The sequence below is a fragment of the Arthrobacter sp. 01T428 genome (assembly GCF_056398685.1).
Genome location: NZ_JBFTPW010000001.1, coordinates 607517 through 633601, shown reverse-complemented (window position 1 = coordinate 633601; position 26085 = coordinate 607517). Strand labels below are relative to the sequence as shown.

The 26085-nt window shown below is 64.5% G+C and carries 25 protein-coding genes; 7 read left to right on the top strand and 18 right to left on the bottom strand.

Annotated elements, in window-relative coordinates; all coding sequences use genetic code 11:
- Positions 1-33 precede the first annotated feature (33 nt).
- Positions 34-798: a VTT domain-containing protein gene (locus tag AC1DJB_RS02965; protein ID WP_441437181.1), complete on the top strand. Its 765-nt coding sequence runs from the start codon at positions 34-36 to the stop codon at positions 796-798.
- A gap of 75 nt (positions 799-873) precedes the next feature.
- Here AC1DJB_RS02965 and rdgB read toward each other — a convergent pair whose 3' ends face one another.
- The 6 genes from rdgB to clpS all read right to left on the bottom strand — a co-directional run bounded on the left by rdgB (position 874) and on the right by clpS (position 5231).
- The gene (rdgB, locus tag AC1DJB_RS02960; protein WP_441437139.1) at positions 874-1515 is read right to left on the bottom strand and encodes an RdgB/HAM1 family non-canonical purine NTP pyrophosphatase; all 642 of its coding nucleotides are present in this window, start codon (positions 1513-1515) and stop codon (positions 874-876) included.
- Complete coding sequence (rph, locus tag AC1DJB_RS02955) at positions 1512-2270, bottom strand: ribonuclease PH (protein WP_078108499.1); 759 nt, start codon at positions 2268-2270, stop codon at positions 1512-1514. The genes rdgB and rph overlap by 4 nt, the downstream gene beginning before the upstream one ends.
- Positions 2271-2313: 43 nt before the next feature.
- On the bottom strand, positions 2314-3111 hold the full coding sequence (locus AC1DJB_RS02950) for an MBL fold metallo-hydrolase (protein WP_284988395.1): 798 nt from the start codon (positions 3109-3111) through the stop codon (positions 2314-2316).
- A complete protein-coding gene (gene murI, locus AC1DJB_RS02945) occupies positions 3108-4178 on the bottom strand; it encodes a glutamate racemase (RefSeq protein WP_284988396.1) in 1071 nt (356 codons plus the stop codon). The genes AC1DJB_RS02950 and murI overlap by 4 nt, the downstream gene beginning before the upstream one ends.
- A 95-nt stretch (positions 4179-4273) precedes the next feature.
- Positions 4274-4840 (bottom strand): DUF2017 domain-containing protein, encoded by a 567-nt coding sequence (locus tag AC1DJB_RS02940; protein ID WP_284988397.1) that lies wholly within the window; start codon positions 4838-4840, stop codon positions 4274-4276.
- A complete protein-coding gene (gene clpS / locus AC1DJB_RS02935; RefSeq protein ID WP_059387623.1) occupies positions 4833-5231 on the bottom strand; it encodes an ATP-dependent Clp protease adapter ClpS in 399 nt (132 codons plus the stop codon). Before clpS ends, AC1DJB_RS02940 begins: the two co-directional genes overlap by 8 nt.
- Positions 5232-5366: 135 nt before the next feature.
- On the opposite strand from clpS, the gene AC1DJB_RS02930 reads away from it, so the two are divergent.
- On the top strand, positions 5367-6695 hold the full coding sequence (locus AC1DJB_RS02930) for a nicotinate phosphoribosyltransferase (RefSeq protein ID WP_284988398.1): 1329 nt from the start codon (positions 5367-5369) through the stop codon (positions 6693-6695).
- Complete coding sequence (locus tag AC1DJB_RS02925; RefSeq protein ID WP_059390254.1) at positions 6696-7322, top strand: isochorismatase family protein; 627 nt, start codon at positions 6696-6698, stop codon at positions 7320-7322.
- Positions 7323-7346: 24 nt separating this feature from the next.
- On the opposite strand, the gene AC1DJB_RS02920 is transcribed toward AC1DJB_RS02925, so the two are convergent.
- The 8 genes from AC1DJB_RS02920 to AC1DJB_RS02885 form a co-directional block, all read right to left on the bottom strand.
- On the bottom strand, positions 7347-9125 hold the full coding sequence (locus AC1DJB_RS02920) for a DEAD/DEAH box helicase (RefSeq protein ID WP_284988399.1): 1779 nt from the start codon (positions 9123-9125) through the stop codon (positions 7347-7349).
- 180 nt (positions 9126-9305) lie between these two features.
- A complete protein-coding gene (locus AC1DJB_RS02915) occupies positions 9306-9644 on the bottom strand; it encodes a DUF3039 domain-containing protein (protein WP_059387622.1) in 339 nt (112 codons plus the stop codon).
- A gap of 36 nt (positions 9645-9680) precedes the next feature.
- On the bottom strand, positions 9681-10463 hold the full coding sequence (gene nagB, locus AC1DJB_RS02910; RefSeq protein ID WP_059387621.1) for a glucosamine-6-phosphate deaminase: 783 nt from the start codon (positions 10461-10463) through the stop codon (positions 9681-9683).
- 93 nt (positions 10464-10556) lie between these two features.
- Positions 10557-12128: an ABC transporter permease family protein gene (locus AC1DJB_RS02905; protein ID WP_441437140.1), complete on the bottom strand. Its 1572-nt coding sequence runs from the start codon at positions 12126-12128 to the stop codon at positions 10557-10559.
- Positions 12110-12901: an ABC transporter ATP-binding protein gene (locus AC1DJB_RS02900; protein WP_441437141.1), complete on the bottom strand. Its 792-nt coding sequence runs from the start codon at positions 12899-12901 to the stop codon at positions 12110-12112. Before AC1DJB_RS02900 ends, AC1DJB_RS02905 begins: the two co-directional genes overlap by 19 nt.
- A gap of 98 nt (positions 12902-12999) precedes the next feature.
- The gene (locus tag AC1DJB_RS02895) at positions 13000-14103 is read right to left on the bottom strand and encodes an NADH:flavin oxidoreductase/NADH oxidase (RefSeq protein ID WP_441437142.1); all 1104 of its coding nucleotides are present in this window, start codon (positions 14101-14103) and stop codon (positions 13000-13002) included.
- The gene (locus AC1DJB_RS02890) at positions 14103-15068 is read right to left on the bottom strand and encodes a tetratricopeptide repeat protein (RefSeq protein ID WP_284988403.1); all 966 of its coding nucleotides are present in this window, start codon (positions 15066-15068) and stop codon (positions 14103-14105) included. Before AC1DJB_RS02890 ends, AC1DJB_RS02895 begins: the two co-directional genes overlap by 1 nt.
- 36 nt (positions 15069-15104) lie before the next feature.
- Entirely contained in the window at positions 15105-16931 is a 1827-nt protein-coding gene (locus tag AC1DJB_RS02885; RefSeq protein ID WP_441437143.1) for a DUF8094 domain-containing protein, read from the bottom strand.
- 299 nt (positions 16932-17230) lie between these two features.
- On the opposite strand from AC1DJB_RS02885, the gene AC1DJB_RS02880 reads away from it, so the two are divergent.
- On the top strand, positions 17231-18421 hold the full coding sequence (locus tag AC1DJB_RS02880) for an AI-2E family transporter (protein ID WP_284988486.1): 1191 nt from the start codon (positions 17231-17233) through the stop codon (positions 18419-18421).
- Between the two features lie 24 nt (positions 18422-18445).
- Here the strand turns inward: AC1DJB_RS02880 and AC1DJB_RS02875 are convergent, their stop codons facing one another.
- Positions 18446-19240 carry an alpha/beta hydrolase gene (locus AC1DJB_RS02875; RefSeq protein WP_059387619.1) on the bottom strand — a complete coding sequence of 265 codons (795 nt, stop codon included), beginning with the start codon at positions 19238-19240 and terminating at the stop codon, positions 18446-18448.
- Between the two features lie 18 nt (positions 19241-19258).
- Complete coding sequence (locus AC1DJB_RS02870; protein WP_284751215.1) at positions 19259-19591, bottom strand: ATP/GTP-binding protein; 333 nt, start codon at positions 19589-19591, stop codon at positions 19259-19261.
- A 69-nt stretch (positions 19592-19660) separates the two neighbouring features.
- On the opposite strand from AC1DJB_RS02870, the gene nucS reads away from it, so the two are divergent.
- The 3 genes from nucS to AC1DJB_RS02855 all read left to right on the top strand — a co-directional run bounded on the left by nucS (position 19661) and on the right by AC1DJB_RS02855 (position 22175).
- Complete coding sequence (gene nucS / locus AC1DJB_RS02865) at positions 19661-20356, top strand: endonuclease NucS (RefSeq protein ID WP_284988405.1); 696 nt, start codon at positions 19661-19663, stop codon at positions 20354-20356.
- A 64-nt stretch (positions 20357-20420) separates the two neighbouring features.
- Positions 20421-21668, top strand: coding sequence for an N-acetylglucosamine-6-phosphate deacetylase (nagA, locus tag AC1DJB_RS02860; RefSeq protein WP_284984682.1), 1248 nt, complete (start codon positions 20421-20423; stop codon positions 21666-21668).
- Between the two features lie 303 nt (positions 21669-21971).
- Positions 21972-22175: a cold-shock protein gene (locus tag AC1DJB_RS02855; protein ID WP_028264741.1), complete on the top strand. Its 204-nt coding sequence runs from the start codon at positions 21972-21974 to the stop codon at positions 22173-22175.
- Between the two features lie 73 nt (positions 22176-22248).
- Here AC1DJB_RS02855 and AC1DJB_RS02850 read toward each other — a convergent pair whose 3' ends face one another.
- Both AC1DJB_RS02850 and AC1DJB_RS02845 read right to left on the bottom strand, forming a co-directional pair.
- Positions 22249-24741, bottom strand: coding sequence for a bifunctional lysylphosphatidylglycerol flippase/synthetase MprF (locus AC1DJB_RS02850; protein WP_441437182.1), 2493 nt, complete (start codon positions 24739-24741; stop codon positions 22249-22251).
- Positions 24742-24809: 68 nt separating this feature from the next.
- Positions 24810-26081 carry an alpha/beta hydrolase gene (locus AC1DJB_RS02845; RefSeq protein WP_307054228.1) on the bottom strand — a complete coding sequence of 424 codons (1272 nt, stop codon included), beginning with the start codon at positions 26079-26081 and terminating at the stop codon, positions 24810-24812.
- Positions 26082-26085 lie beyond the last annotated feature (4 nt).

Here is a 26085-nt window from a genome sequence, read left to right as displayed (position 1 = left end):
GTCCCGTACCCTTGAAGGGTGACCCTTTCTGCGATGAACGACTTTGCCGTATCCGCTTTGGTGGGTGCAGGACCGGTGCAGCCGCATATGTCCGCGCTCCTCCCCGACTGGTTGAACCCCCAGATCTTCCTGGCCGACCCCGCCTTGGCGCCATGGGTAGTCCTTCTCGTGTGCGGCATCGTGTTCGCCGAGACGGGACTCCTGGTGGGCTTCTTCCTGCCCGGCGACTCGATGCTTTTCACCGCTGGGCTCCTCGTCGCCACGGATACCATCAAATTCAACATCTGGGCACTCGCGGCCCTCATCATCGTGTCCGCGATCATCGGCAACCAGAGTGGCTACCTCATCGGTTCCAAAGCCGGACCGGCCATCTTCAACAAGCCTGATTCCAAGCTGTTCAAGCGGGAAAACGTCGAGAGTGCGCACGCCTTCTTCGAAAAGCACGGCGGCAAGGCCCTGATCCTGGCCCGCTTCGTGCCCATCATCCGCACCTTCGTCCCGGTGATTGTTGGCGTCGCGCAAATGGACAAGCGCAAGTTCTTCATGTTCAACGTCATCGGGGCGGTGCTCTGGGGCGGTGGCGTCACGCTGCTCGGCTACCTGCTCGGCGACAAAGTTCCGTGGGTCCGGGACAACCTCGACATCATCTTCGTGGTCATCGTCCTGATCTCGGTGGTCCCCGTGGCCGTGGAAGTCATCCGCGGCTTGCTGGCCAAGCGCAAGCCAACGAACGGCGGAGCAGAACCCGCCGAAGAATTGGTCGACGGACGCGAAGCCGGAAAGCACGGCGAGCGCTAGGCCCGTTGCTTCAACAGAAGAGGCACCCCGCACTTTGTCTGCGGGGTGCCTCTCTCGTTAATGCTGGCGCAGGTTCTAGCGCAGGGCGTCCACGATCGCCGGGAGCAGCGCCCTGAACGCCTTGCCACGGTGGCTGATCGCGTTCTTCTCCTCCGAACTCAGCTCCGCGCAACTGCGGTCCAGTCCCTGCGGCTGGAGCACGGGGTCGTAACCGAATCCACCCGCGCCGCGGGGCTCATGCAAGAGAGTGCCTTCCAGCTGGCCGTACTCGACCACCTCGCGTGCCCCGCCGTCGACGGCGGCCGGTACAGCGAGTGCCGCCGCGCAGACGAACGCGGCTCCCCGGTGCGAGTCGGGGACGTCCGAGAGTTGCGCCAGCAAGAGCTGCAGGTTGGCGGCGTCGTCACCGTGCCGGCCGGACCAGCGGGCCGAGAAGATGCCCGGAGCTCCACCCAGGACGTCCACGGCCAACCCCGAGTCATCGGCAATCGCCACTATTCCCGTGGCTTCAGCCACGGCTCGTGCTTTGAGCAGGGAGTTCTCGGCAAACGTCACGCCGGTCTCGGCAACGTCGGGAGCACCGGCCGCAGCCGCGTCAATCACTTGCGTATCGACGTCGAGTCCCGGTACCTGCCCCCTGAGGAGTTCCCTGAGTTCGCGCAGTTTTCCCTTGTTGTGCGTGGCGAGGACGAGTCGCGGCGCAGTTGCCCCGCTCACGGGGCCTCGGCCAGGGTCTCACGCTGGATGGCTGCCAACTCGCCCGTGCCGATAAGGGCAAGGTCCAGCAAGGCATTCAGTTCATCGCGGTCGAAGGGGGCTCCCTCGGCGGTGCCCTGGACTTCCACGAACTTGCCGGAGCCCGTGACCACCACGTTCATGTCGGTTTCGGCGCGCACGTCCTCGACATAGGGCAGGTCCAGCATCGGGATACCGTCGATGATTCCCACAGAAACGGCAGCGATGGTGTCGATCAGCGGCTGTGCGTTCTTGGCGATCATCTTGTTCTCACGGGCGAAGCGGATCGCTTCGGCGAGCGCCACGTAGGCCCCGGTGATCGCGGCGGTGCGGGTGCCGCCGTCGGCCTGCAGGACATCGCAGTCCAGGACGATCGTGTTCTCGCCCAAGGCCTTGGTGTCGATGATGGAACGCAGCGAGCGGCCGATCAGGCGCGAAATTTCGTGGGTGCGTCCGCCGATCCTGCCCTTGACGGACTCACGGTCGGAACGCGTGTTCGTGGCCCGCGGCAGCATGGCGTATTCGGCCGTGACCCAGCCGCGGCCTTCGCCCTTGAGCCAGCGCGGAACGCCCTCGGTCAGGGAAGCCGTGCACAGCACCCGGGTGTTGCCGAATTCGATCAGGGCCGAACCTTCGGCCTGCTTGGACCAACCGCGGGTGATGCTGATGGGACGGAGTTGATCGGGTGTGCGGCCGTCGGCACGGATGACGGGGACAGATGTGGCTTCGGAAGTCATACTGCAAGCTTAGCGATCCCCCGGCCTCCGCTGGACTGCGGGTTCAGACGGTGTAGTGGACTCCGGCAACCGCGACGGCGACATCGCCGGCGAACTCGGGCCGCGCCTCGGCCATGACCTTGGTCTGCGATGTCCAGACCGGGATGTGGGTCAAGAGGAGGCGTCGGGCTCCGGCGGCTGTCGCTGCCTGGCCTGCGCGCTTGCCGGTCAAGTGCACATCCTTGATGTCGTCGTCGCGCCCTTCTTCGAAGGCGGCCTCGCAGAGGAAGAGATCGGCGTTGCGGGCCGCGTCCTCAAGGCCCTGGCACGAGTCTGTGTCCCCCGAGTACGTGAGGACCCTGCTGACCGCTTTGCCTTCTTTGTCCGGCTCGGTGACCTCGACGCGCAAAGCGTAGGCCTCTTCCACCGGGTGGTTCACGGCATACGGGGTCACGATGAAGGGTCCGAGCTGCACGGATTGCCGTTCGCTCCAGTTGCTGAAGTCGAATTCCTCGTGCATTCCGGGGTCCAGCTCAAGGCCGTAGGCGGTGGCCATGCGGTCGGCCGTCGCGGCGGGCCCCCAGACGGGGATCCTGTCCCGTCCCCAACCGCCCGGCTTCCAGCGGACGGCTACGTGCAGTCCGCAGAGGTCCATGCAATGGTCCGGGTGCAGGTGGGTCAGGAAGATAGCGTCGATGTCTTCGAGGTCCGTGTACCGCTGGATGGCCCCGAGGGCGCCGCTGCCGAGGTCCATGACGATCTTCCACTGGCGTTCACCGTCGTGCGCGGTCAGCAGATAGCACGACGCCGGAGAGCCGGGACCAGGGAAGGAACCCGTGCAGCCAACAATGGTCAGTTTCACTGGATGCGGCCTCCGCGGGCCGCGCCGAATTCGTTCACTGTGAAGGCTGCGGGGTCAACGAAATTGGACGTCCTCGCATGATGGCCGCCCGCGCGGGCGGCCTCCAACATTTCCGGGGTGATGCGGGCGAGGCTTCCGGTCGGGTACTGGGCGGCCACATGGTCCACGTGGCGCACGGACAGGACCTCCGGGCCGAGGAAACGGCGCGCCAGGGTCTCAAACTGGACGGCGTCGCCGGTGGCCATGAAGTCGTGCCGGGGCAAGCCGGCATCGGTCCGCTGGATCCCGTGGGTGGCCAAGGCGCGGTAAACGTCTTTGGCGGTCTCTTCGGCACTCGACACAAGAGTGACGTCGTCCCCCATGACGTAGGAGATCACGCCAGTAAGCAAGGGATAGTGCGTGCAGCCGAGCACCACGGTGTCCACGCCGGCTTCCCTGAGCGGTTCCAGGTATTCGTGGGCCGCGGCCAGCAGCTCGGGGCCGGTCGTAATGCCGGCCTCCACGAAACTCACGAATTCGGGGCAGGCTACCGAGGTGATGCTGAGGTCCGGGGCTGCGGCAAAGGTGTCCTCGTAAGCGCGGGAACCCACTGTGGCCGATGTCCCGATCACGCCGATCCTGCCGGATCTCGTCGCGGCCACCGCCCGGCGGACTGCGGGTTGGATGACCTCGATGACGGGAATCCCGTAGCGGGCCGTGTAGCGTTCGCGGGCATCGCGCAAGACGGCGGCCGAGGCTGAGTTGCAGGCGATGGTCAGGAGTTTCACGCCGGAGTCCACGAGCTCGTCCATGACGCCGAGGGCATTGGCCCGGACTTCGGCGATGGGGAGCGGCCCGTAGGGTCCGTTGGCTGTGTCTCCCACGTAGATGATCGACTCATGGGGCAATTGGTCGATGATGGACCGTGCCACGGTGAGTCCGCCGACTCCGGAATCGAAGACACCGATGGGGCGTGATCCCAGCAAGGGGTTGGGTGCTGTGCTGTTCAGTGTTTCCGGCGTGCGCTGGGATTCCAACGCCGCTGCGGCGCTCTCCCCATCCGATACCGCGTCCGATGCTGAGTTCATGATTCTTAGAGAATAAGCCAAGGCATGTGCTGCAGCGACGACATGTGGCGGGGGCCTCGTGTCTGTTTTGTCACACGGACGCCCACAAGCCCCACTCAGGGCTTCCGGTCCATCGAGGCCATCATGGCCTGGACCAACGATTCCTGGAGCCACGTGGTGAAGTTGTAGACGAGCGCCAGGTAGCTCTCCACGTCTTCGGCCTGGGACCAGTCCTGCATGGCATGGACATGGTCGGCATCCGCTTCGTCGCGGATATCGAGGCGCTCCGCCAGCACCAAACGAACATCGTTGAGGGCCATGGACCAGAGCTTCGCCTCCTCCGGGGTGAGGACGAGCTCGTTGCGGTCCAGGCCCATGGCAGCGGCTCGAAGGGCGCCGATTTTTCCTTCCCGCAGCGAGCGCTCGGTGAGCTGGCGGAACTCGAGGGACGCGGCGTCGTCATTCTTCATGACGTTCGGCAAGAGCCGCAAAAGGGCGCGATCGGACGGTTCCTTGACGTTCATATCCAGGCCGATCAAAGCCGTCAGGGGATCTTCGTTGCTGGACAGCTCCGGTTCCAGCATCGAAATGACATCATCCACGAGTCCGCGCAGGAGTTCGCGCTCGGCGGGCTCAAGATAGCCGGTGATGCCCTTGAGTCCGTACTTGAAAGCCTTAGCCACGTGCGCCGCCCTTGCGTCCCCGGCCGTCGCCGCTGCTGCTTGCCTTTTCAACCGTTGCCCACAGACCGTAGCCGTGCATGGCAACCGCGTGCTGCTCCACTTGTTCCTTGCCTCCGTGCGCCACGATGGAACGGCCCTTCTTGTGGACCTCGAGCATGAGTTTGTTGGATTTGGCCTCGGAATAGCCGAAGTAGCTCTGGAACACGTAGCTCACATAGCTCATGAGATTGACGGGGTCGTTCCAGACCACCAGGTTCCAAGGGATATCAGCAGCACTGAGGAGGTCGGTGGACGACTGCTCCGAGATGTCCGTCCGTTCTTCTCCCTTTAAGCCTGCGTCTGTCACTGTGCAGGTGGCTGCATAAATGCCGGGGGCGACGGTAGTGGTCATCTGTCCATTCTAATGGTGATGGATGCGCGAGCTAATGACGGCGAGACGTGGGAGGCGGTGGGTGGGCCCACACCGCCGAGGGCCCCGCGTTGAGCGAAGCGAGACGTGGGAGGCGGTGGGGACTAGAGTGAATTCGTGAGTAGATCCGTCGCCTGGGACCACCCCCGCACGTCGTTGTATACCGATCACTACGAGCTGACAATGCTGGAAGCCGCCCTCCATTCGGGCGCGGCGCACCGGCGCTCGGTCTTCGAGGCCTTCGCCCGCCGCCTGCCCGACGGCCGCCGCTACGGCATCGTCGCCGGCACCGGCCGGCTGCTTGAGGGAATCAAGGACTTCCGTTTCGGCGATGCCGAGCTCGCGTTCCTCGATCAGCACAAAGTCGTTGACAGGCAAACACTGGACTTCCTCGCCGACTACAGGTTTTCCGGCGACATCTGGGGCTATCCGGAGGGCGAGGCCTACTTCCCCGGCTCGCCCATCCTGATCGTCGAATCAACGTTCGCGGAAGCCTGCATCCTGGAAACGTACATCTTGTCCGTGCTCAACCATGACACCGCGATTGCTTCTGCTGCTTCCCGGATGACCAGCGCGGCCGGCAACCGGCCTTGCATCGAGATGGGCTCCCGGCGCACCCAGGAGGAGTCCGCGACGGCGGCAGCCCGCGCCGCGGTCATCGCCGGTTTCGGCAGCACCTCCAACCTTGAAGCCGGACGCCGTTACGGCATCAAGACCGTGGGCACGGCCGCCCACTCGTTCACTCTCCTGCACGACACCGAGCGCGAGGCCTTCGAAGCCCAGATCGCCGCCTTCGGACCGGAAACCACGCTCCTGGTGGACACGTACGACGTCGAGGTCGGGGTACGGACCGCGGTGGAACTCGCGGGTGACAAACTCGGGGCCGTCCGGCTGGACTCCGGAGACCTCGTGGCCCAAGCCCAATGGGTCCGCGAGCTGCTGGACAACCTCGGCAACATCAACACCCGGATCGTCGTCACCTCGGATCTCGATGAATACGCGATCGCGGCCCTGCAATCGGCCCCGGTGGATGTGTACGGCGTGGGCACCTCCCTGGTCACAGGTTCGGGAGCGCCCACCGCCAGCATGGTCTACAAACTCGTCAGCCGGACCAACGATGCCGGGGAATTCGTTCCCGTGGCCAAGGTAGCCAAGAACAAGGCCAGCGTGGGCGGCCGCAAATACGCCCTGCGCAAGCTCAACGAACTCGGCATCGCAACCCAGGAGATCGTAGGCATCGGACATCGCCCGGAAGACGATGGCAACGACCGCCAGTTGCTCCAGCAGTTCATCAAGAACGGTGAGCTGCTCCCGGGATGGACCGGACACGAGGGCGTAGTCCGGGCACAGGAACGCCACGCTGCCACCATGGCCGAATTGCCTCCGGTTGTGCGCAGGCTGCAGCGCGGTGAGCCGGCAATCCCCACCGTCTATGAGGAGGACTGAATGTCCCGTGCCCTGATTATCGTGGACGTCCAGAACGATTTCTGCGAAGGCGGCTCCCTCGCCGTGGAAGGTGGCGCCGCCACGGCGGCTGCTATCAGCGAATACCTGGACGCGAACCATCAGCACTTCGACCACGTCGTGGCTACGCAGGACTGGCACGTGGACCCGGGCAGCCATTTTTCGGAAACTCCGGACTTCGTGGACAGTTGGCCGCCGCATTGCCGCGCCGGGAGCAAGGGCGCGGAGCTCCACCCGGATCTCGACGCCGAATACGTCCAGGCCTATTTCCGCAAGGGACAGTACACGGCCGCCTACTCGGGATTCGAAGGAGTCCTGGCGCCCGAAGACGAAGTGCCCATGGGCGAACTCGCGCCCGGTGCAGTCCCCTCCGTCGAGCTGGACGAGGACGCCCTCGGGCTCGATGACTGGCTGCAGAGCCACGGAGTGGAAGAAGTCGTCGTGGTGGGAATCGCGACCGACTACTGCGTCAGGGCCACCGCGCTGGACGCCGTGCAGGCGGGCTACTCGGTGACGGTGATCGGTGAACTCACCGCCGGAATCGCGGAAGATCTTGACGAGACCTACGCGGAACTGGAAGAAAACGGCGTCGAGCTGGGGCAGCGCTAAGGGCAGGAGCCCTGCCAAGCAGTTCTACTTCCGTCCGATGAACCAATCCTGGAGCTTGCGCAGCCGCGACTGCAATTGCTCCTCGTTCGCCTGCGCGACTGCCGGTCCGCCACACACTTCGCGCAACTTGTTGTGGACGACGCCGTGCGGGGTGCCGGTACGGGCCGACCAGGCCGCGACGTTTTTTGCGAGCTCATTGCGCAGGTCCATCAGCATGCGGTGGTCCGGGACCGCGGGTGACGCCGCGGCAGCCAACGGAGATTGGCGTTTCTTCCTCGACTGCTGGTCATGCTGCCGCTGCCGGAGCAAGGTTCCCACTTGTTCGGCGTCGAGCAGCCCGGGGATCCCGAGGAAATCAAGTTCGTCCTCGGAGCCGATATCGGCTCCCGTACCGAATTCGCCGCCGTCGAACAGCACCCTGTCAAAGGATGCCTGCGAATCGAGGGCCTCGAATTTGCCCTTCTCCAGGGAGTCCGAGGCCTTCTCTTCGCGGTTGGCCTCAGCCATCAGGTTCTCTTCGGGGTTGAAGAGGCCGTCCGGATCTTCCTTCTCAGGCCGGTCCAGCGCGTGGTCCCGCTCGGCTTCCATGGAGTTGGCCAAGGCCATGAGGGGTGGCACGGAGGGCAGGAAGACCGACGCCGTTTCCCCGCGTTTGCGGGCACGGACGAAGCGGCCCACGGCCTGGGCGAAGAACAGCGGCGTGGAGGTGGACGTCGCGTAGACGCCGACCGAAAGCCTGGGGACGTCGACGCCTTCGGACACCATGCGGACGGCCACCATCCAGCGCTTGTCGCTGGCGGTGAACTCCTCGATCTTGTGCGAAGCCTTGGAATCATCGGACAGGATCACGGTGGGCGACTGACCCGTGATCTTCTTGAGCTGACCGGCGTAGGCGCGGGCGTCGTCGTGATCCGTGGCAATCACCAGACCGCCGGCGTCGGGCACGGTGCGCCGCACTTCACTGAGGCGCTTGTCAGCGGCAGCAAGCACGGCGGGGATCCATTCGCCGCTGGGGTTCAGCGCGGTCCGCCACGCCTGGGAGGTGATGTCCTTGGTCACGGCGGCCTCGCCGAGGGAAGCCGCCATTTCGTCTCCCCCGCTGGTGCGCCAACGCATCTGGCCCGAATACGCCATGAACAGCACGGGACGGACGACGTGGTCCCTCAAGGCATTGCCGTAACCGTAGGTGTAGTCCGCTTTCGAGCGGCGGATGCCGTCACGGTCTTCGGCGTATTCCACGAAGGGGATGGGTGAGGTGTCGGAACGGAAAGGCGTTCCTGTGAGGGCCAGGCGCCGAGCCGCTGGATCGAATGCCTCGCGCAATCCGTCGCCCCAGGACAACGCCTCGCCACCGTGGTGGATTTCGTCGAGGATGACCAGCGTGCGGGCTGCCTCGGTCTTGGCCCGGTGGAGCATGGGCTTGCTGGCCACCTGCGCATACGTCACTGCGACGCCGACGAACCCCCTGCCGTGCTGGCCGTCCGCATTCTTGAAGTTCGGATCGATGGCAATGCCCACCCTGGCGGCGGCGTCCGCCCACTGCCGTTTCAGGTGGTCGGTAGGGGCGACGATCGTCACGCGGTTCACGGTTCCGCTGTCAAGGAGCATGGACGCAATCCGCAGGGCGAAGGTGGTCTTACCGGCGCCCGGCGTTGCCACGGCGAGGAAATCGCGCGGGCTCGCGTTCAAGTACAGGTCCAGCGCTTCCTGCTGCCAGGCGCGCAGCTTCGGGGCGGTTCCCCAGGCCGCGCGTTCCGGATAGGCCGGAGGCAGCGCCGGGCCGCCGAAGAGTGTTTCAGTCACGCGGATTCCCCCCGACCAGCAACGATTCCAAGCAAGGCCGCTGCAGCCAGCGAAACCCAAATAACCACAAAAAACACCAATCTGTTCCGGATGCGCCGAATCACGCAGGGCAGCACACAGGCAGGGGAAAGCGCTCCCCCGCCTACTACCAGGAAATACCCGACTACTGGGGCTTACTCGCTACTTGGAGCCGCCCGAGCCGCCTTTGTCTCCGCCGTCGTTACCTGGGCGAAGTCCTTCATAGATTTCTTTGCACTCGGGGCAGACCGGGAACTTCTGCGGGTCCCGGCCAGGGGTCCACACTTTACCGCACAGCGCAATCACGGGTTCGCCCGTCAGGGCGGACTCCATGATCTTTTCCTTGCGGACATAGTGCGAGAAACGCTCCCGGTCACCGGGTTCCACTTCTTGGCGCAATTCCTCGCGCTCAATGGTTGCAGTGGAAGTTCCGGCTCCGGAAAGCTCGCGCATGGGATCGTTTTCGAATGGGTCCGGAGGCAGCGTCGTCATGCCATCCATCTTAGCCGCTGCAGCTTCGCGATCAGATGCACCGTGTCAGATGCTCTGCCATTTCGGCTTGTTGTCATAGGTGTGGCGATAGTAGTCGGCGAGCTTGAGCGAGGACGCCGCAGCCTCATCGATCAAGATGGTGGCGTGCTGGTGCATCTGCAGCACTGATGCCGCGCAAATGGCCGCAACCGGCCCCTCGACGAAGTCCCTGACGGCCTGGGCTTTCTGGGCACCCGTAGCGATCAGGACCACGTGCCGGGCATCCATGATGGTTCCCAAACCCTGTGTGACCACGTGGTGGGGAACATCGTCGATGCTCTTGAAGAACCGTGCGTTGTCCTTGCGGGTCTGCTCGATCAGCGTCTTGATCCGGGTCCGCGAAGCGAGCGATGAGCCGGGCTCGTTGAATCCAATATGGCCGTCGGTGCCCACGCCGAGGATCTGCAAGTCAACGCCGCCGAGTTCGCGCATGGAGTCCTCGTACGCTTGGCAGGCCGCGGGAAGGTCGGCCGCGGTACCGTCCGGGCTGTGGACGTTGGAGGGGTCGATGTTGACGCGGTCCGTGAATTCACGGCGGATGACTTCACGGTACGACTCCGGATGGCCAGGCTCGAGCCCCACGTATTCGTCAAGGGCGAAGGCGTGTGCCTGGCTGAAGTCGAGGCCCCTTTCCTGATGGCGGCGCGCCAATTCGTCGTAGACAGGGAGCGGAGAGGACCCTGTGGCCAGGCCCAGGACGGCATTCGGCTTTCGGAGGAGCAGCGCCTCGATGGCATCCGCGGCAAGCGCCCCGATCTGCTTGCTTCCCGGAAGGATGACAACTTCCATCGTCCACGACCTTTCTAGCTGTGTTTCCCGGATCGACTGGTTCAAACTCGAGGTTATCCCATGTCCCATAACTTGTCATTGTCGTTCATGGAATCAACGGTTGACGCTCAATTGCGCGAAGAGCTCCGGCCCGCGCCGGTCAAGCCATCGGCCGCCGATCCGGACACCCGCAACGAACAATGCCGCTCCGAGAACCGTACCAATTGCCAGATTGATCCATCCCCACAGTGGATCGCCCGTGACCGACTGGACAATCACCAGGACAAGCTCCGGAAGGACGAGGAGGAACAAGACTGCCATTCCCCCGAACTGGACCGCCAGTGTCTGGGCAACGTTTCCCGGCGGCTTCTTGAACGGGCTGTCACCGGGCAACGGCACGGTGGACGTGTACCGTGCCGACACGATGGAGGCCAGGCCCAGGCCGGTGAACAGCACACCGAGGGAAAGACCCAGGACACCGGGCAACCAGCCCCAGTCGCCGGTCAGGAAAAAGGGCCCGACGGCGAAGATCAACACCACCGGGAGGGCGAATGCCAGGCAGGCCAAGGCCCGGCCGAGCCGGTCGTGAATGCCGCGGACCCCGGTGGCCAGATGCAAGGCAAAGGCGGTGTTGTCGTAGGAGACATCCGCGGAAATAGACCATGCGAGCACAAAGGCGGCCATGGGTCCCAGAATCACCAGCATGGAGTAGCTTCCGGACTGCGCTGACTGGAACAGGAAAATCACGGGCAACAACGGGACCACCATCAGCGAAGCTGCATAGCGCGGATCGCGGACCCAGTAGCTGAGGGAGCGTGCGGCAATGGCACCGGTGGGAGTTGCCGGCAGCAGTCCGAACAAGCCAAGTTTGCCGCCGCGTTTCCTTGATCCACCCGAATATGGCGGAGTGACCAGCGCCCGCTTGAGCAACGCATTCCAGGCGGCAAACAACACGAGGAGAGTGGCGAGGCCGATCAATGCCTTCGAGCCGGCGGCGGCGATATCTCCGGACGCCAGATCCCCGCCAAGCGACCAGGAAGCTCCGAGTGGAGTCCAGGAGACCGTCCGGGCAAGTTCCGGGAGATAGCCCGTGGAACCGGATACTCCCCTGAAGACGCCAGCTACGATCGGTCCCATCAGCACGAGTGGCACAAAGACCACAATGCTGCTCACGTCTTTGAAACGGCGGGAGGCCGCGAGGCTTGCAGTCGCCGTCGTGATGACTTTCGACAGGACCACGCAGCTCAGCACGCCCAGCACGGCACCCAGCAGGGCGCCGAGCGCCGCCGGTACGCTGCGCCACCATGTGGCCGCAGTGAACAAGGCCACAATCGTCGTGGACAAGCCCGGCAATCCGATGAATCCGGCGAGGGTAAGCCCGGCCAGCAGCTGGCGCATGGGAATCGCCGACGTCGTGAAGCGGGAAGGGTCAAGCGTCATATCGGCGGCCGAGGCCATCAGGGGAACGATTGCCCAGGCAAGGATCGCGGCGGCGCCACCGAGGACGACGGCGGTGTGGGCCGTCTCGGCGTCGGCCCACCGCAGGGCGACGAGCGTCACCACGAGGGTCGCGACGACCCCCAGCGCATAGAGCCCTCCGATCGCGATTCCCACAAGCTGGCCGGGGCTGCGCCGAAAGCCGTTCAGCAGGAGCCGCCACTTCAGGCTCAGAAGGTGCGCAACCATTCCAGGCCCCCCGTCTGGTTTCCGCCGCCCACGAGCTGCACAAAGCGGTCCTCGAGCGTGGCGCCATCGCGGACCTCGTCGACGGTACCGGCGGCGAGGACCCTGCCGGCAGCCACGACGGCTACGTGGTCGCACATGCGCTGCACAAGGTCCATGACGTGGCTCGAGACGATGACCGTCCCTCCCGAGGCCACATAGTTGTCAAGAATTCCCCTGATATTGGCTGCCGAGACGGGATCCACGGACTCAAAGGGCTCGTCCAGCACCAGCAGCCTGGGCGCATGGATGAGCGCCGACGCGAGGGCAATCTTCTTCGTCATGCCGGCGGAGTAGTCCACCACGAGGGTGCCAGCGTCGGCGCTGAGATCCAGGGCGGCCATCAACTCTCCCACCCTTTGGGCAACGACGTCCCTGTCCATGCCGCGGAGCAAGCCGGCGTAAGTAACAAGCTGCTCACCCGTCAAGCGGTCGAAGAGGCGGACGCCGTCGGGCAGTATCCCCATCAGCTTCTTGGCTTCGAGCGCCTTCGTCCACACATCCACGCCGTGGATGTAGGCCGTCCCGAAATCCGGCCGCAAGAGCCCGGTGGCCATGGACAACGTGGTGGTCTTGCCCGCCCCATTGGGACCAACGACGCCGTAGAAGGAGCCGGCCGGGACGTCCAGGCTGATGCCGTCGACGGCGATTTTGCCGCCGAAACGTTTCGCCAGTCCGCGCAGGGCCAAGGCGGGCACCGGGGATGTGGGAGGGGAACCGGGAAGCTGGACAGTCATGCAGTCAGCCTAGCCCCGGGGGCGGTGCCAGGGGTCGTCCCGGAGGGGGAACTACGGGGCCCCTTTTACGGATCCGCCTCATCCCAAAGGACTAGCTCCTAGAAGCTGTGCCGTGGAACCGCGCGCTGATACTGCGGCGCCCAATCCAAGGGGAAGCCGAGTTCAAATGCCGCGCGGAGCCACCAGTGCGGATCGCGGAGGGCTGCCCGTGCCATGAATACACCGTCGGCTTGGCCCGTAGCTACAGTGTGTTCGGCCTGTCCTGAGGATGTCAGGAATCCGACGGCTCCGGTGGGAACTCCCGCTTCGCGCCGGATCTGTTCGGAGAATCCCGTCTGGTATCCCGGGCCGGCCTTGATCCGCTGATGGGCCACCGCACCCCCGCTGGAGACGTCCACCAAGTCCACGCCGCGCTCGGCCGCGGCCCTCGCGAGACGCACCGAGGCGTCAATGTCGATGCCGCCCTCGGCCCAATCACTGGCGGAAATCCGCAGCAGCAACGGCATCGAATCCGGAATGACCGCACGGACGGCGTCAACGACCGCAAGCATCAAGCGGTTTCGTGCCGCCTCGCTGCCTCCCCAGGAATCCTCGCGCTTATTGATGAGCGGGCTTTGGAATTGGTGCAGGAGGTAGCCATGCGCGCCGTGGATCTCCACCGTGTCGAACCCGGCGTCCACAGCCCGTCCGGCCGCCGCGGCGAAATCCGAAATCACGGCGTGGATGTCCGCCTCGCTCATGGCGCGAGGAGCTGCAAGCCCGGCGAAGGGCTCGACTCCGGGGCCGCGGGTAACCCACCCGCCGTCGGACTCCGCTACGGATCCGCTCTCTTCCGCGAAAGGCCAATAGGTGGAAGCCTTGCGGCCGGCGTGCGCCAGTTGGACGCCGATCTTGCCGCCCACCGCACTGTTGCGGTGGACGAAGTCCACAATCCGCTCCCAGGCGCCCGCTTGCTCGTCCGTGTACAGTCCGGCGTCCCGCGGGCTGATCCGCCCCTCCGGGCTGACGGCCGACGCCTCGGTGAGGATGAGCGCCGCGCCGCCCGTGGCAAACGCTCCAAGATGCACCAGGTGCCAATCGTTCGGCACGCCGCCCCCGCCGTCGGGCGAGCAGCTGTATTGGCACATCGGGGAAACCCAGCCGCGATGCGGCAACGTCAAGGAGCGCAATTGAAGCGGACTGAACAACGCCGGCTGCGTCATTAGAAGAGGACCCGCGCCAGACCTTGCCGGGCCTTGGCAACGCGTTGGTCCGCAATGCCGACGACGTCGAACAGCTCCAGCAGGCGCACACGAGCCGTCTCGCGCTCGGGCCCGAAGTTGCGGCCAATGAATGCGATGATGCGGTTGAACGCGTCCTCGATGTGTCCGCCCGAAATGTCGAGGTCGGCCACCGTGAGCTGTACTTCGATATCGTCCGGCTCCTCCGCCGCACGCTGACGCATGGCTTCGGCATCCGTTGCCGTCAGGAGCTCAATCCTGCCCATGAGTTCCACCTGGGCAAGTCCGGCCTTCGCCTCGGCGTCAGCCGGTTTCTCGGCCAGCGCCTGGCGGTAGGCACTGGCGGCGGCGGCGTAATCCCCCGCTTCAATGGCGTCGAAGGCTGCCTGGTGCAGCGGCGGCAAAGGAGGGGCCTCCGCAGCAGCGGGGCCAGCGCCGATGCTGCCCGTTACGCCGTTGGCTTCGGCCACCTTGAGGAGTTCATCGATGAGGGCACGGATTTCCTGGTCCGACGCGGGCCCCTCGAAGAGCGGCACGGGCTGGCCCTTCAGGACCGCGACGGCGGTGGGGACAGCCTGGACCTGAAATGCCTGCGCAAGCTGCGGGAACGCGTCCACGTCCGCCGCGGCCAGCACCACTTTGCCGGCGTAGCTTTCGACGACGCCTTCGAGGCTATGGAGGAGGGTCGAGGCCTCCAAGGAGCGATTGGACCACAAGAGGAAAAGGACGGGAATCTGCGCGGAGAGCTGGACGAGGTCCTGGAAATTGGCCTCGGTGGCATCTACGCGAAGGGGCTGGCCGCTTCCCGGGCTTCCGCCGGAGGCAGCCGGGGCACCGCTCGGTGCCGCCGGCGCAGGGCGCCGCAATGCAGAGAGGTCGACGGCGCCGCGCAGGTTGAGCTGGCTGGCAGCGGCTGGAGAGACGGGACGGGATCCTGGCGAACTCATACCGTCCACTCTAGCCGCTGCGCCGACAGCATTTGCCTACTGGAAGCTGGCTCCCACCAGCCCGCGGACCGCGGCGACGAGCTTCATGGGAGCGGTCGAGCCTGCCGGCGGAATGTAAACGGCTACCGACTCCGAGAAGGTCTGCACAAGGCCGACTTTCGTGGAATCCCCGCCCGCGAGCACTGCCGCGGCTTTGTCCACGGTCAGCGTGTCTCCATCCGACTTGGGTTTGCTGGTGAAATCGAAGTTCAGCTTTCCCACCACCACGGCGCCGCCGTCGGAGGTGCGGAACACTGCCGTATCCGTCGGAGAGGGCGTGTGCGTGAAGGTGAAATTGCCGTTGGTACCGGACTTGACCGTGCTCGCCTGGTAGTCAAGGACATCGGCTATGTAGGGCGAGTTGGTGCCTTCCACGAGCTTGTCCTTGAATGCCGAATCGGCCTTGGTCAAGCGATCGCCCAGGGCTGCCATCGCCTCGGTCCCGCTGTACTGCAGCCCGGACTTGTCTCCGGCCGCCAACTGCGCGGTTCCGCCCAAGGGGATCGCCGGGAAGGACGTTCCCGGCTGAAGCGGGGAAGTGCTCTTCAGCTTGTAGTTCTCCCGCGGCGAGGCCTGCACGAGGGTAAGGACCTGGGGAACCACGTTGCCATCGCCCTGGGTCAGGGCGATCACAGTGCGGGGCCAGGTTCGCTGGTTGGAGATGACGCTGCCCAGCAACTTGCTGGACCGGACGGGCATCCGCGCCTCGTGAGTAGCAACCTGGGACCGTATTTTATAGTTCTGCGTGCGCACCTGCAGTTCCGCGCCGTCAACCCTGGGAGCAAGTTTGGAGGCATCGCGTGCGGCATCTCCGGCCGCCACGGCGCCGGCGACCTGGTCCAGGATGCGCTTGAGCTGCGCGTCCACCAAGACGGGGACGTTCTGCGCTCCGGCGGTCCCCGCGGGGCTCGCCGTCGCGGATCCGGAGCCCGGCGCCGCGGATCCGGAGGGAGAAGGAGTCTCGGCCGCTTGGGCACCTGCCGCGGTGCCACCGACGAGGGCCGTCACAACAGCTGCGGCTACAAGCGAAATACGAAGTGCGGGACCCGCGGCTGTGCCTTTGTTGGTGTCCTGGGCAGGTGCGTCCCCGGCAGGTGTGTCCTCGCCCAGGGGGTCCTTGTCGGTTTCATCGGCGGTGCCTTTGCTGGCGGTCTCCGGGGAGTTTCCGGTGGTTACGCCGCCCCGCGGACCGTTGGGGCGGCCGCCCCGGCCCTTGGTGAACTTGCTGACGAACGGCAACGCCGCACCCGCGACAATGAGGATCGCGCCAATGACGATGAGCGGTACGGCCCACGGCATGGTGGCATCATTGGCGAATGTAATGGAGACCGACGACGGCGCCGGTTTGGTTCCGTCGCTCGCCAGAAGGAGTGACCAGTTGCCGCTCGCGGGAGGGGTGAAGGTGTACTCCAGCTGTCCGTCGGCGTTCTCCGTTTGCACCCACAAGTCCGATCCGGCAGGAGAGGGGGCGTTTGCTTCGCCGTCGGTGCCTGCAAGCTGGAGGGACTTGCCGTCCTCGGAGACGCCGTTGATGGTGTTGTGGGCGGTCTTGCCGACCCACGCGTCGACGTCATCCGGACGTCCCACAGCCAACACGAACTTGCCGTCGCCCTTGACGCTGATCTGTCTCGGACCTCCCTTGTGGGTCAACACGTCTTGGGTGATCACCGTCAGCGGAGCGGCTTTGGAGTCGCCAGGGGCGGACGCGGTTACGGTCTCGGCCGGGGCCCAAAAGGTCAGCTGGCCAATGCCGGCCAACAGTGTCAGCAGGCCAAGCAGCACCAGCGAAACTGCAGTCTTCAATCGCACAGGAATACCAATCATCAGCGGTCGTTGAACTTCAAGGGTAACGGTTTTGTTACCAAGGAGTCAGTTCGGGGTCCTCCCAGAGGGCTTCCCGCCGGACGGCTTACCCTCTAGAATTCGGCAATTCCGGCCTGCTGATAGTGTGGCGAACAACATGACATCGGGCACCCCTCGAGCCTGACCGCGGAACGAAAAGGCAGCTGAAACACGTGAAAGAGCGCAAGGATCCCACACCCGCCGAACAAGGGCCCGGCACCAGCCCGGGTGGCTTGGATGATGGGTCTGCCCAAGACGGCAGGGATCACGGCGAGGGCCTGATGGCGTCCTTCGTGCGCCGCCTGCGCCAGCCCATTCCCGGCGCCCAACCGCGGGTCCGTTTCGAAATGCCTCCCGAACTTGAGCACGATGCAACCGCCGAACCCGCCTTGGATGAATCCGACGGCCCGCGCTTCGGTTCCCCCGGCCCGAGGATGTCCGCGCAACATCCGCTGTATGTCGGCTTCATGGGCACGGCCGGCGTCGGCGTCGCCCTCATGCTGTACTACATCGGCACCAACACCGCCCAACTGCTGTTGTGGATCGTGACGGCCCTGTTCATTGCCTTGGGACTTGACCCTGTGGTCCGCGGGCTCGAAGAGCGCAAGGTGCCGCGCCCGGCCGGCGTCGTCATCGCCGTCGGGGTCCTCGTTGCCGGAGTGGCGGCGTTTTTCGCCACCCTGATCCCCACCATCGTGGAACAGGTCTCACAGATCGTCCGGCAGGCTCCGGACTGGATCCGGGGCTTCGTGGATTCGGATTTCTTCCGCTCCCTGGACAGCCAATTCGGCGTCCGCGACAAGATCAGCCAGGAACTCGACAAGTTCGTCAAGAACCCGGACGCCATGGGCGGTATCTTCGGCGGCGTCGTCGGCTTCGGATCCACGGTGGCCAACGGGGTCTTCGGGACGCTGATCGTCCTGGTCCTCAGCCTCTACTTCCTCGGTGCCCTGCCTGCCATGAAGAGATGGGGATACAGGCTCGCACCACGGTCGCGCAGGCCCCGGGTGGAAGCGCTATCCGAAGAAATCACGCGCTCGGTGGGCAACTACGTGATCGGCCAGGTCTGTGTTGCCTTGCTCAACGCGCTGTTCGCGTTCATCGTCATGAGCATCCTGGGCATTCCGTTCAGCGTCCTGTTGGCGTTCGTGGTTGCCCTGCTTGCCTTCATCCCCTTGGTAGGCGGACTGATTGCCGCTGTGGTGGTCATTCTGGTAGCTTTGACCGCCGGCTGGCAGACCGCCGTGATCTACGCCATCTGCTACTTCGCCTATCTGCAGTTCGAGGCCTACTTCATCTCTCCGCGCATCATGCAGAAGGCAGTTGCCGTCCCGGGTGCTGTCGCCGTGATCTCGGTAATCGCGGGCGGCAGCCTGCTGGGCGTGCTCGGTGCATTGATCGCCATCCCGACGGCCGCAGCCATCATGCTGCTGATCAAGGAAGTCTTCATCGTCCGCCAGGACCGCCACTGAGCGGTGGCTGTTAAACCGTAGCCATTAGGCCGTGGCCACTGGGCCTGCCCACTGGCGAGGCAAGCCATGGGGTCCTGCACCGGCTTCCGTCACGTCGTCCACAATCTCGTCCAAAACCCGGGCAGCGTACTTCTCGCCGACCCACAAGTGCTTGGCGCCGTCGATCCCCACCACCCTGGCCTGGGGCACCAAACTGAATCGTTCCGCGGCCTCGGCGGGCTGAAGATAGTCGTCGTGTTCCGGAACCAGGACCGTCAGCGGCTTTCCCGAAGCAGCCCATTCCTTCAAATGCACGTCCGTTGCACGGTGCAGCGGCGGAGACAGCAGGACGGCGCCCTCCACTTGGGAAGCCACCGGTTCCACCGCACCGTACATCAAGGCCAGCTCGGTGCCGAAGGACCAGCCCACCAACCAGCGGTTCGGAAGCCCGCGCTCCACAGCGAAGCGAACAGCAGCCTCGACGTCGTACCGCTCGCCGATGCCCTCGTCGAAGTGCCCCTGGCTGGTACCCCGGGGCGAATGCGTTCCCCGCGTGTTGAAGCGCAGAACCGCGACGCCAGCCAGCGCCGGAAGCCGATAGGACGCCTTCCGGTAAACGTGCGAATCCATGAACCCGCCGTGCGTTGGCAGGGGGTGCAGGGTAATAAGGGTCGCCGAGATCTCGCCGGATTCCGGCAGCGCCAGCTCACCCACAAGCAACTTGCCGTCTTCGGTGCGGAATTCCACGTTTTCGCGGTGCGCCGGCAAAACGGTGGATGCCCTGATGTCCGTGGCAGACTCCGGCTGGCTGAAAACGAGGGAAGCGGGATCGAAACTCATGCTTCCAAGCTTAAGCGCTCAGCGGTATCTGTAGGTCCGGCCGGTCCAGCAGTTGTTGTGCCAGTGGCGGCGCTCCGCCAGCCCTGCGGCGTCGCCGAAGAGGTGCGTCTCGGACCACACCACCAGATGGGCGATGCCAGGCATGATGGCCATCGAACAGCCGGGACATATATACGTCTTCTCGGCATTGCGTGCGGTCATGGTCCGGACCATCCAGTCGCCGTCGGGGGCGCTTTCCCTGCGGGCAATGCCCGAGCGGGCACGTTCCAGGTCCAGTTCCGGCGACTCGCCTGTCCGTTTCCAGCTTGCCTTGGCTGATTCGGTGCGTCGGGGGCGGTTGGAGCGGGGCATGACTCCATTCTGCCCCAGTCGCTAGTTGCGCGGGGCAGGGGATGCGGCAGAGGAAGTAAAGTGGAGCGGGTGCGACTCGTCATAGCCCGTTGTTCCGTAGATTACGTTGGCCGCCTCAAGGCCCACCTCCCCCTTGCCACCCGGCTTTTGCTCGTCAAATCCGATGGTTCGGTGCTGGTCCACTCCGACGGCGGCTCCTACAAGCCGCTGAACTGGATGAGCCCGCCCGCAACCCTCCGGGTGACGACGCCGGAAGAGACCGAGGTGGAAGAAGGCGTGGTGGAGCAGTGGACCGTGCAGTCGGCCAAGACCGATGACCGGCTCATCATCAACATCTACGAGCAACTCCATGACACGTCCCACGACCTCGGAACGGACCCCGGGCTCATCAAGGACGGCGTCGAGGCCGATCTGCAGCGACTGCTCGCCGAGCAGATCGAAACACTTGGTGCCGGCTATTCGCTCATCCGGCGCGAGTACTTCACTGCCATCGGTCCGGTGGACATCCTCGCCCGCGACGGCGACGGCAGGACGGTCGCCGTCGAACTCAAACGGCGCGGCGACATCGACGGCGTCGAGCAGCTCACGCGGTACCTCGAACTTCTCAATCGCGATCCGCTGCTGGCCCCGGTGCGGGGCATTTTCGCCGCCCAGCAGATCAAGCCGCAGGCGAAGGTCCTTGCCAACGACCGCGGAATCGACTGCGTCACCCTGGACTATGACGCGATGCGGGGCGTGGACGACAGCGAGTCCCGCTTGTTCTAGCGGTCCCGGCCTTCATCCCGGTTAAACCGGGCCAGGCGCGGTCCCCGGCAACTAGAATCAAAACATGACTGTCCCAGACCGGCCTGTATCTTCTTCTGCGCCCGTGCGCCACCTGATCACCGGAACCATCGTCAGCGACGGTGCGGTGATCGAAGATGGCCTGGTGGCGGTGGAAGACGACCGCATCGCCTTCGCCGGGCCAGCCGCCGAATTCCACGAAGCAGCCTTCGAGGGGTTCGAGGAAACTCCCCGGACCGATTTCCCCGCGGAACGGTACATCGTTCCCGGATTCGTGGACGTGCACTGCCATGGCGGCAATGGAGGCGACTTCCCCGGGGCTGATGAATCCTCGGCGCGCAAGGCCATCGATTTCCTGCACCGCTCCGGAACCACCACGCTCCTCGCCAGCATGGTCACGGCGCCCCGGGAGGACCTGCTCCGCGGCATCGAGCTTTTCGTGCGCCTGGCCGATGAAGGACTCGTAGCGGGAATCCACCTTGAGGGGCCTTTCCTCTCTCATGCACGATGCGGCGCCCAGAACCCTGCTTATTTGCTGGAGCCGGACCTGGACCTCATGACGGAGCTGGTTGAAGCCGCTGCAGGCAAGCTCGCAACCATGACTTATGCCCCCGAGCTTCCGGGTGCCGCTGCACTCGTGGACCTGATGACGTTCCACGGAGTAACGCCGTCTCTTGGCCACACGGATTGCGACGACGCGACGGCGGCAGCCTCCCTCACTGCGGCGCGCGAGGGCCTGGAATCCGCCGGTTTCGACGGCGTCAGCTCTCTGCCCACCGTCACGCACTTGTTCAATGGCATGCCTCCCATGCACCACCGCTCCCCCGGCCCCGTGGCCGCCTCCCTTCGGACGGCCCAGGAAGGTAAGGCCGTGGTGGAACTGATTGCGGACGGCACGCACCTGGACCCAAGCACGGTCGCAACCGTCTTTCAGCTGGTAGGCGCAGCAAACGTTGTCCTCGTGACCGATTCGATGGCGGCGGCGGGACTCTCCGACGGAAACTACATGCTTGGCCCCTCCCCCGTGACCGTGACGGACGGCGTCGCTACCTTGGATGCCACGGGATCCATCGCGGGTGGCACCGCCACCATGCTCGACGTCGTCAGGCGCACGGTTGCGGCCGGCGTCGGGCTCGCCGACGCGGTTGCCTCGGCCACGGCGGTTCCCGCCGCGGTCCTGGGGCTCTCCGATGAACTTGGCGGCCTTCGCAGGGGCTTGCGGGCCGATCTCGTCGTCGTGGACAAGGAGCTTCAACTCGCTGGCGTATTGCGCAATGGGGATTGGCTGGCCTAGGCCGAATTTGCGTGCTCCTTATGGCGGATCCCGTGGCTGGCGCGCTTTCTTCCGTTACCTTCTTTTTACTTAAAATTTGTCGGAATTCCCCAGCAGACCGTTGACCTCCACTATCCGCCATGAAAGTGTTGTAGCAGTCTTTGTGTAGGTGTGATTCATGCTCGCAAGACGTGTTGCGAGCGTGAAGCTCCTGCGAAGCCAACCAGGCCTTGCTTGGACGGAATACCAGGTCTTCTCGCGGAGTAACCAAGGCCGGCACGCGGTGTGCCGGACTTAATAGTTCCACAATGAGGAGAAACAAAAATGGCACTGGGCACCGTCAAGTGGTTCAACGCTGAAAAGGGCTTCGGCTTCATTACCCCGGACGACGCTGAAGGCGACGTCTTTGTCCACTACTCCGAGATCCAGACCGGCGGATTCCGCACCCTCGACGAGAACCAGCGTGTTCAGTTCGAGATCGGTCAGGGCGCAAAGGGCCCGCAGGCCACCGGCGTAACCGCCGTCTAGTTTGACTGCTTGAATTCTGCTTGGCAGGTTCAGGGAAGGGGTTCCGCACAGGCTGCGGGACCCCTTTTCCTTTTCAGGCGACCAGGGTGCGGAGAAGCCTGGCAGTTTGGCGAACGGATAGCCCGGGCAAATATGCGCGGCTTAGCGCGGCGCCGATCGCGGGAATCTCCAGGCTGTCCTGATAGTACATATACAAAGTCCTGTACTCCGGCTGGAACCTCGATTTGAAGCGGGCCAATGAGCGGAATCCGTAAACAGGTTCCAGGGTCCTGCCCACGAGGTCGAGAATGCCCGCCAGGCCGGCTTCCCCGCTGGAGAATTCCTCGGTCTCGCCGGCAAGGGGAGAGCCCGACAAAGAAATGACCTCCACTCCCTGCCGCAACTCGTGCACTGCCGAGGCAATCATGAATTCCGTGAGGCCAGGAAAGGCATCGCTTCGCCGACGCATGAAATCCAAGGTCCAGCTGATCACCCGCCCGTCACGAAACACCGGCAGCCAACTGGTGACCCCATAGACAAACCCTTTGCGGTCGACGGCGATGCAGCACAGCACTTCATCGTCCATCAGCTCGTCGAGGGAACCCAAGGTAAAGCCCATTTCGGGTACTTTTTTCCTGGCGGCCCACTCTTCCGACACTTCGCCGAGTTGGGAGCGTACGTGTTGCGGAAACTCCGAATAGCGCCCCCACCGGGCTTCAACGCCGGCCTTTAGCGCGCGGTTCTTTGCTGTACGGACGTTTTGCCACGCTTTGCCCGTGAACTCAAGGTCACGGATGGAGAGCCGGGTTTCCTGGGCGACCGCAATTCGGCGAAATCCCGCGGATTGCAGCATCGGCCACAATTCCTCGGTGCAGGAATAGAGGCACGGCACCAATGCATGGTGCGCACAGTAGTCCAGGAACCCCTCGGTCGCGGCAGGGGCTTGTGCGGGATCACCGAACGGTCCGGCAAGGGTCAGTGCCACGTTTCCGTGCTGCTGGTAGGCAATTCCAGCGTCCATTCCGGGAGTGAACCAGAACTTGTTCGGCTCCCACAGCGCCATCCACGAAAGCGACTCCCCGCCGCGTTTGACCAAAGCCTTGGCCGCCAGGCGGGCCGGATCGTCGCCGCCGGGCCCGTGCTGCCGTTTCAGGAGCAGCGTCCACACCGCTGCCATGGCCACGAGCCAGAAGATGATCCCGGACCACGCGAACAATATCGACTCGGCGGCGCTACGTTCCGCGAACACTCGACCGAAGGCCGTGGGTATGGGCAAGGGAAGATACTGCCGGGCGAGTTCCGCAATGAGGCCGAGGATGCCGCCGTCGTGCGCCATACCGCCCGAGCCGAGCCAGGCCCCGGTGTAGCCACTCGCCAAGATGAGCCACGTACCGCCAACCAGCCACGCCATTTTCCGGCGGAGCGGCGCCCTGGAGCCCACCACAAAGTTGCCCCGGAAAAGGAAGAGCAGGACCGCCAGGATAAGGGGAACCAGGGCGAGGGTCAGAATGTGGAACACCGCGGAGCCCATGACTACCGTACGGCCCCGCCCTGGAAAATGCGGAATGCTGGCAAACAACACCAGATAGGCAAAGGACAAAGCCACCACACCGAGTTGCACGGCGATGGCGATTTTCAATGCCAAACGCCTTCCTTGGCGCATGCCCACCGCGCAGATCAGGAGAAGCAACGCGGGCACCACCGCGAGGGCCACGCCGGCGGGCCCGGGATAGCCCTGGCGTCCGAGCTCAAGGCAGCTGATGTCCACGGTTCCACCGCAGTTCGCCTGTAACTGGTTGAGCGTCGGGACCGGGTTCAGGACCATTTCGCGGAGCAACGCGAGCGGCCCCGCGGGGCTCCTCACCGCGCCCGCCACCAGGGGCCCGACGCCGAAAATCGCCACCATGAGGGACAACAGGTTTCGGGTTTCACGCCTGGTCGCCCGGTGGCTCGGTTGAATCCCGTGGTCGAGCTGGAGCCACAGGCCCGCCCCCAGTCCGAGCACGGCTCCGGCCAGGGCCATGACGGCTGAGGGGTCGCCGACGTACAGGACCAAGAGGAGCGACAAGGACACAGCGGTCGCCCTCAGGCGCCTGCGCCACAGGGTCGGGAGAAGGCCGCTGGCCGCCATCGAGACGAAGAGGGTTGCCGGAAGCGGCCCGGAAGTCCTGGCGTCCATCATCCGCCCCAGCCAGCCGTCGTCGGCGTAGGCTGCCAACTGGACCACCAACAGAAAAGCGGTGACCGTGGCAAACTGTCCGCCAAAGAAGCCCGCCGCCGTGCGGAACCACCCCAGCTTGCGCTCTGCAGAGCCCAACAGCACGACAAACAACAACGAGCTCATCACGTAATCGAGGGGGTTGGCTGCAAAGAACATCGACGTCCAGATGGACCACCAGTCCCCCGACTTCAATCCTCCGCCGCTCACGCTTGAAAGGTGCCGCAAGACGTCGGGGCCGTACCCGAGATCTGAGTCGAAGATCGCGGGAGTGAGAAGGTACAGGGCGAGCACAATCACGGTGAACGGGATTGCCCCGATGTGGGCAGCCACGTTGCCCAGGATGGCCCGGGCAAGCGTTGCCACCATCTTCCGGGCGGGTTTGCCTTCTTCGGGATCAGTCGTCTGGTCCTTGGATAACCGGGCTTCCTGGGTGCTCACTGGACGAGTCCCCAGCGAGGGGCCAGGAATTCCATGGCGGAAGGAAGCTCTTGCACGGCGACTGCCCACGAATGGCCGGCTCCGGAAACTGAAGCGTGCCGGATGTCGAAGCCGGAGGTGCGGGCGGCCGCCGCAAGCTCGGTGGCGTAGCCGACGAATTCGCCGTCCGAGGCCCCGACGGCGAAGAAGCCCGCAAGCCCGTCGTAGCTTCGCTGTTTCATCAGGTTCAACGGTGTCAGGGCGTCGAAGGCCGTAGAGTCGCCGCCAAATGCGGTCTGGATGGTCCGCCGGCGGTCCGGGCCAAGTGAAGGCTCCCGCTCTCCCGAGAACGCGATGAACGAAGGATAGATTTCGGGATGCAGCGTAGTCATCTGCACGGCACACGTTGCGCCGAAGGAGAACCCGCCGACCGTCCACTTCCTTGGGTCGGCCGAAACCTCGAGCGTCGAATTGATCCAACGCGGAACATCGATCGCTAGGTAGGTATCCGCACGTGCGATCCGGCTATCCATGCACATCGTGTTTGCGGTATCGGAACCGTTGGGATCGACCACCACGACGACGGGCGCCACGCCTCCGTGCCGGGCGGCGAAAGTATTCATGGCCGGTTCAAGGAGACCGCCGGTCAGCCAGTCGGCGGGACGTCCGGGTTGGCCGGCAAAGAGCACGAGCACCGGTAGTTGGCTGCGGTCAGCGGATTGGTAGGCCGGCGGCAGGTAGATGAAAGCATCCTGGGCCGTGAATCCGGATTCGATTCCGGGGATCGACGCCCTGCGGACAAGTCCCCCCTCAGGCAGCGACACCGGGAGGGTTCGGGAAGAACCCCTTTTGAACCCCTCCTCAAGCTGTGGGATCCGGCCAACATTGTGGCCGAAGAGATCAGCCGCCGTGTGGTTAAGCCCGAAGTAGCTGTTGATCTGAAACGCGGAGAGGAGCAGGACCGCGAAGAACGAGAACCCTGCGGCGCTCCTGCCGCGCCACGAGGAACCCGGAAGCCGAAAAAGGAAGAGGGCCAGCGCGGAAAAGGCAACCGTCGACCAAGCGAGGACATCGAAGGGGAGATCCTCCGGGAAGACGGTGAGGACGTTGACGAGTAGCCAATGAATGACCGCAACAACTCCACTTGCGGCGATAAGCGACACAACAATGGAAAGCAGCCAGCGCCGGTCCCATCGCAGGAGAAGGAATGCGCTCCCGGCAATTCCAGCGCCAAAGATGGTCCAATAGAAGGGACCATCAACAAGGCTCAGGTTGTACAGGAATTCCACTGTC

What these genes read in the sequence shown, in the direction of transcription:
- nagA (WP_284984682.1), top strand. Translation starts at nt 20,421, where the DNA reads ATGACTGTCCCAGACCGGCCTGTATCTTCTTCTGCGCCCGTGCGCCAC.
- AC1DJB_RS02900 (WP_441437141.1), bottom strand. Translation starts at nt 12,901, where the DNA reads ATGACTGTCCAGCTTCCCGGTTCCCCTCCCACATCCCCGGTGCCCGCC.
- nagB (WP_059387621.1), bottom strand. Translation starts at nt 10,463, where the DNA reads ATGGAAGTTGTCATCCTTCCGGGAAGCAAGCAGATCGGGGCGCTTGCC.
- murI (WP_284988396.1), bottom strand. Translation starts at nt 4,178, where the DNA reads ATGAACTCAGCATCGGACGCGGTATCGGATGGGGAGAGCGCCGCAGCG.
- AC1DJB_RS02875 (WP_059387619.1), bottom strand. Translation starts at nt 19,240, where the DNA reads ATGAGTTTCGATCCCGCTTCCCTCGTTTTCAGCCAGCCGGAGTCTGCC.
- AC1DJB_RS02890 (WP_284988403.1), bottom strand. Translation starts at nt 15,068, where the DNA reads ATGAGTTCGCCAGGATCCCGTCCCGTCTCTCCAGCCGCTGCCAGCCAG.
- AC1DJB_RS02965 (WP_441437181.1), top strand. Translation starts at nt 34, where the DNA reads ATGAACGACTTTGCCGTATCCGCTTTGGTGGGTGCAGGACCGGTGCAG.
- AC1DJB_RS02895 (WP_441437142.1), bottom strand. Translation starts at nt 14,103, where the DNA reads ATGACGCAGCCGGCGTTGTTCAGTCCGCTTCAATTGCGCTCCTTGACG.
- AC1DJB_RS02870 (WP_284751215.1), bottom strand. Translation starts at nt 19,591, where the DNA reads ATGCCCCGCTCCAACCGCCCCCGACGCACCGAATCAGCCAAGGCAAGC.
- AC1DJB_RS02885 (WP_441437143.1), bottom strand. Translation starts at nt 16,931, where the DNA reads ATGATTGGTATTCCTGTGCGATTGAAGACTGCAGTTTCGCTGGTGCTG.
- clpS (WP_059387623.1), bottom strand. Translation starts at nt 5,231, where the DNA reads ATGACCACTACCGTCGCCCCCGGCATTTATGCAGCCACCTGCACAGTG.
- AC1DJB_RS02915 (WP_059387622.1), bottom strand. Translation starts at nt 9,644, where the DNA reads ATGGATGGCATGACGACGCTGCCTCCGGACCCATTCGAAAACGATCCC.
- AC1DJB_RS02850 (WP_441437182.1), bottom strand. Translation starts at nt 24,741, where the DNA reads ATGGTGGCAACGCTTGCCCGGGCCATCCTGGGCAACGTGGCTGCCCAC.
- AC1DJB_RS02880 (WP_284988486.1), top strand. Translation starts at nt 17,231, where the DNA reads ATGGCGTCCTTCGTGCGCCGCCTGCGCCAGCCCATTCCCGGCGCCCAA.
- AC1DJB_RS02905 (WP_441437140.1), bottom strand. Translation starts at nt 12,128, where the DNA reads ATGGTTGCGCACCTTCTGAGCCTGAAGTGGCGGCTCCTGCTGAACGGC.
- AC1DJB_RS02855 (WP_028264741.1), top strand. Translation starts at nt 21,972, where the DNA reads ATGGCACTGGGCACCGTCAAGTGGTTCAACGCTGAAAAGGGCTTCGGC.
- AC1DJB_RS02925 (WP_059390254.1), top strand. Translation starts at nt 6,696, where the DNA reads ATGTCCCGTGCCCTGATTATCGTGGACGTCCAGAACGATTTCTGCGAA.
- rph (WP_078108499.1), bottom strand. Translation starts at nt 2,270, where the DNA reads ATGACTTCCGAAGCCACATCTGTCCCCGTCATCCGTGCCGACGGCCGC.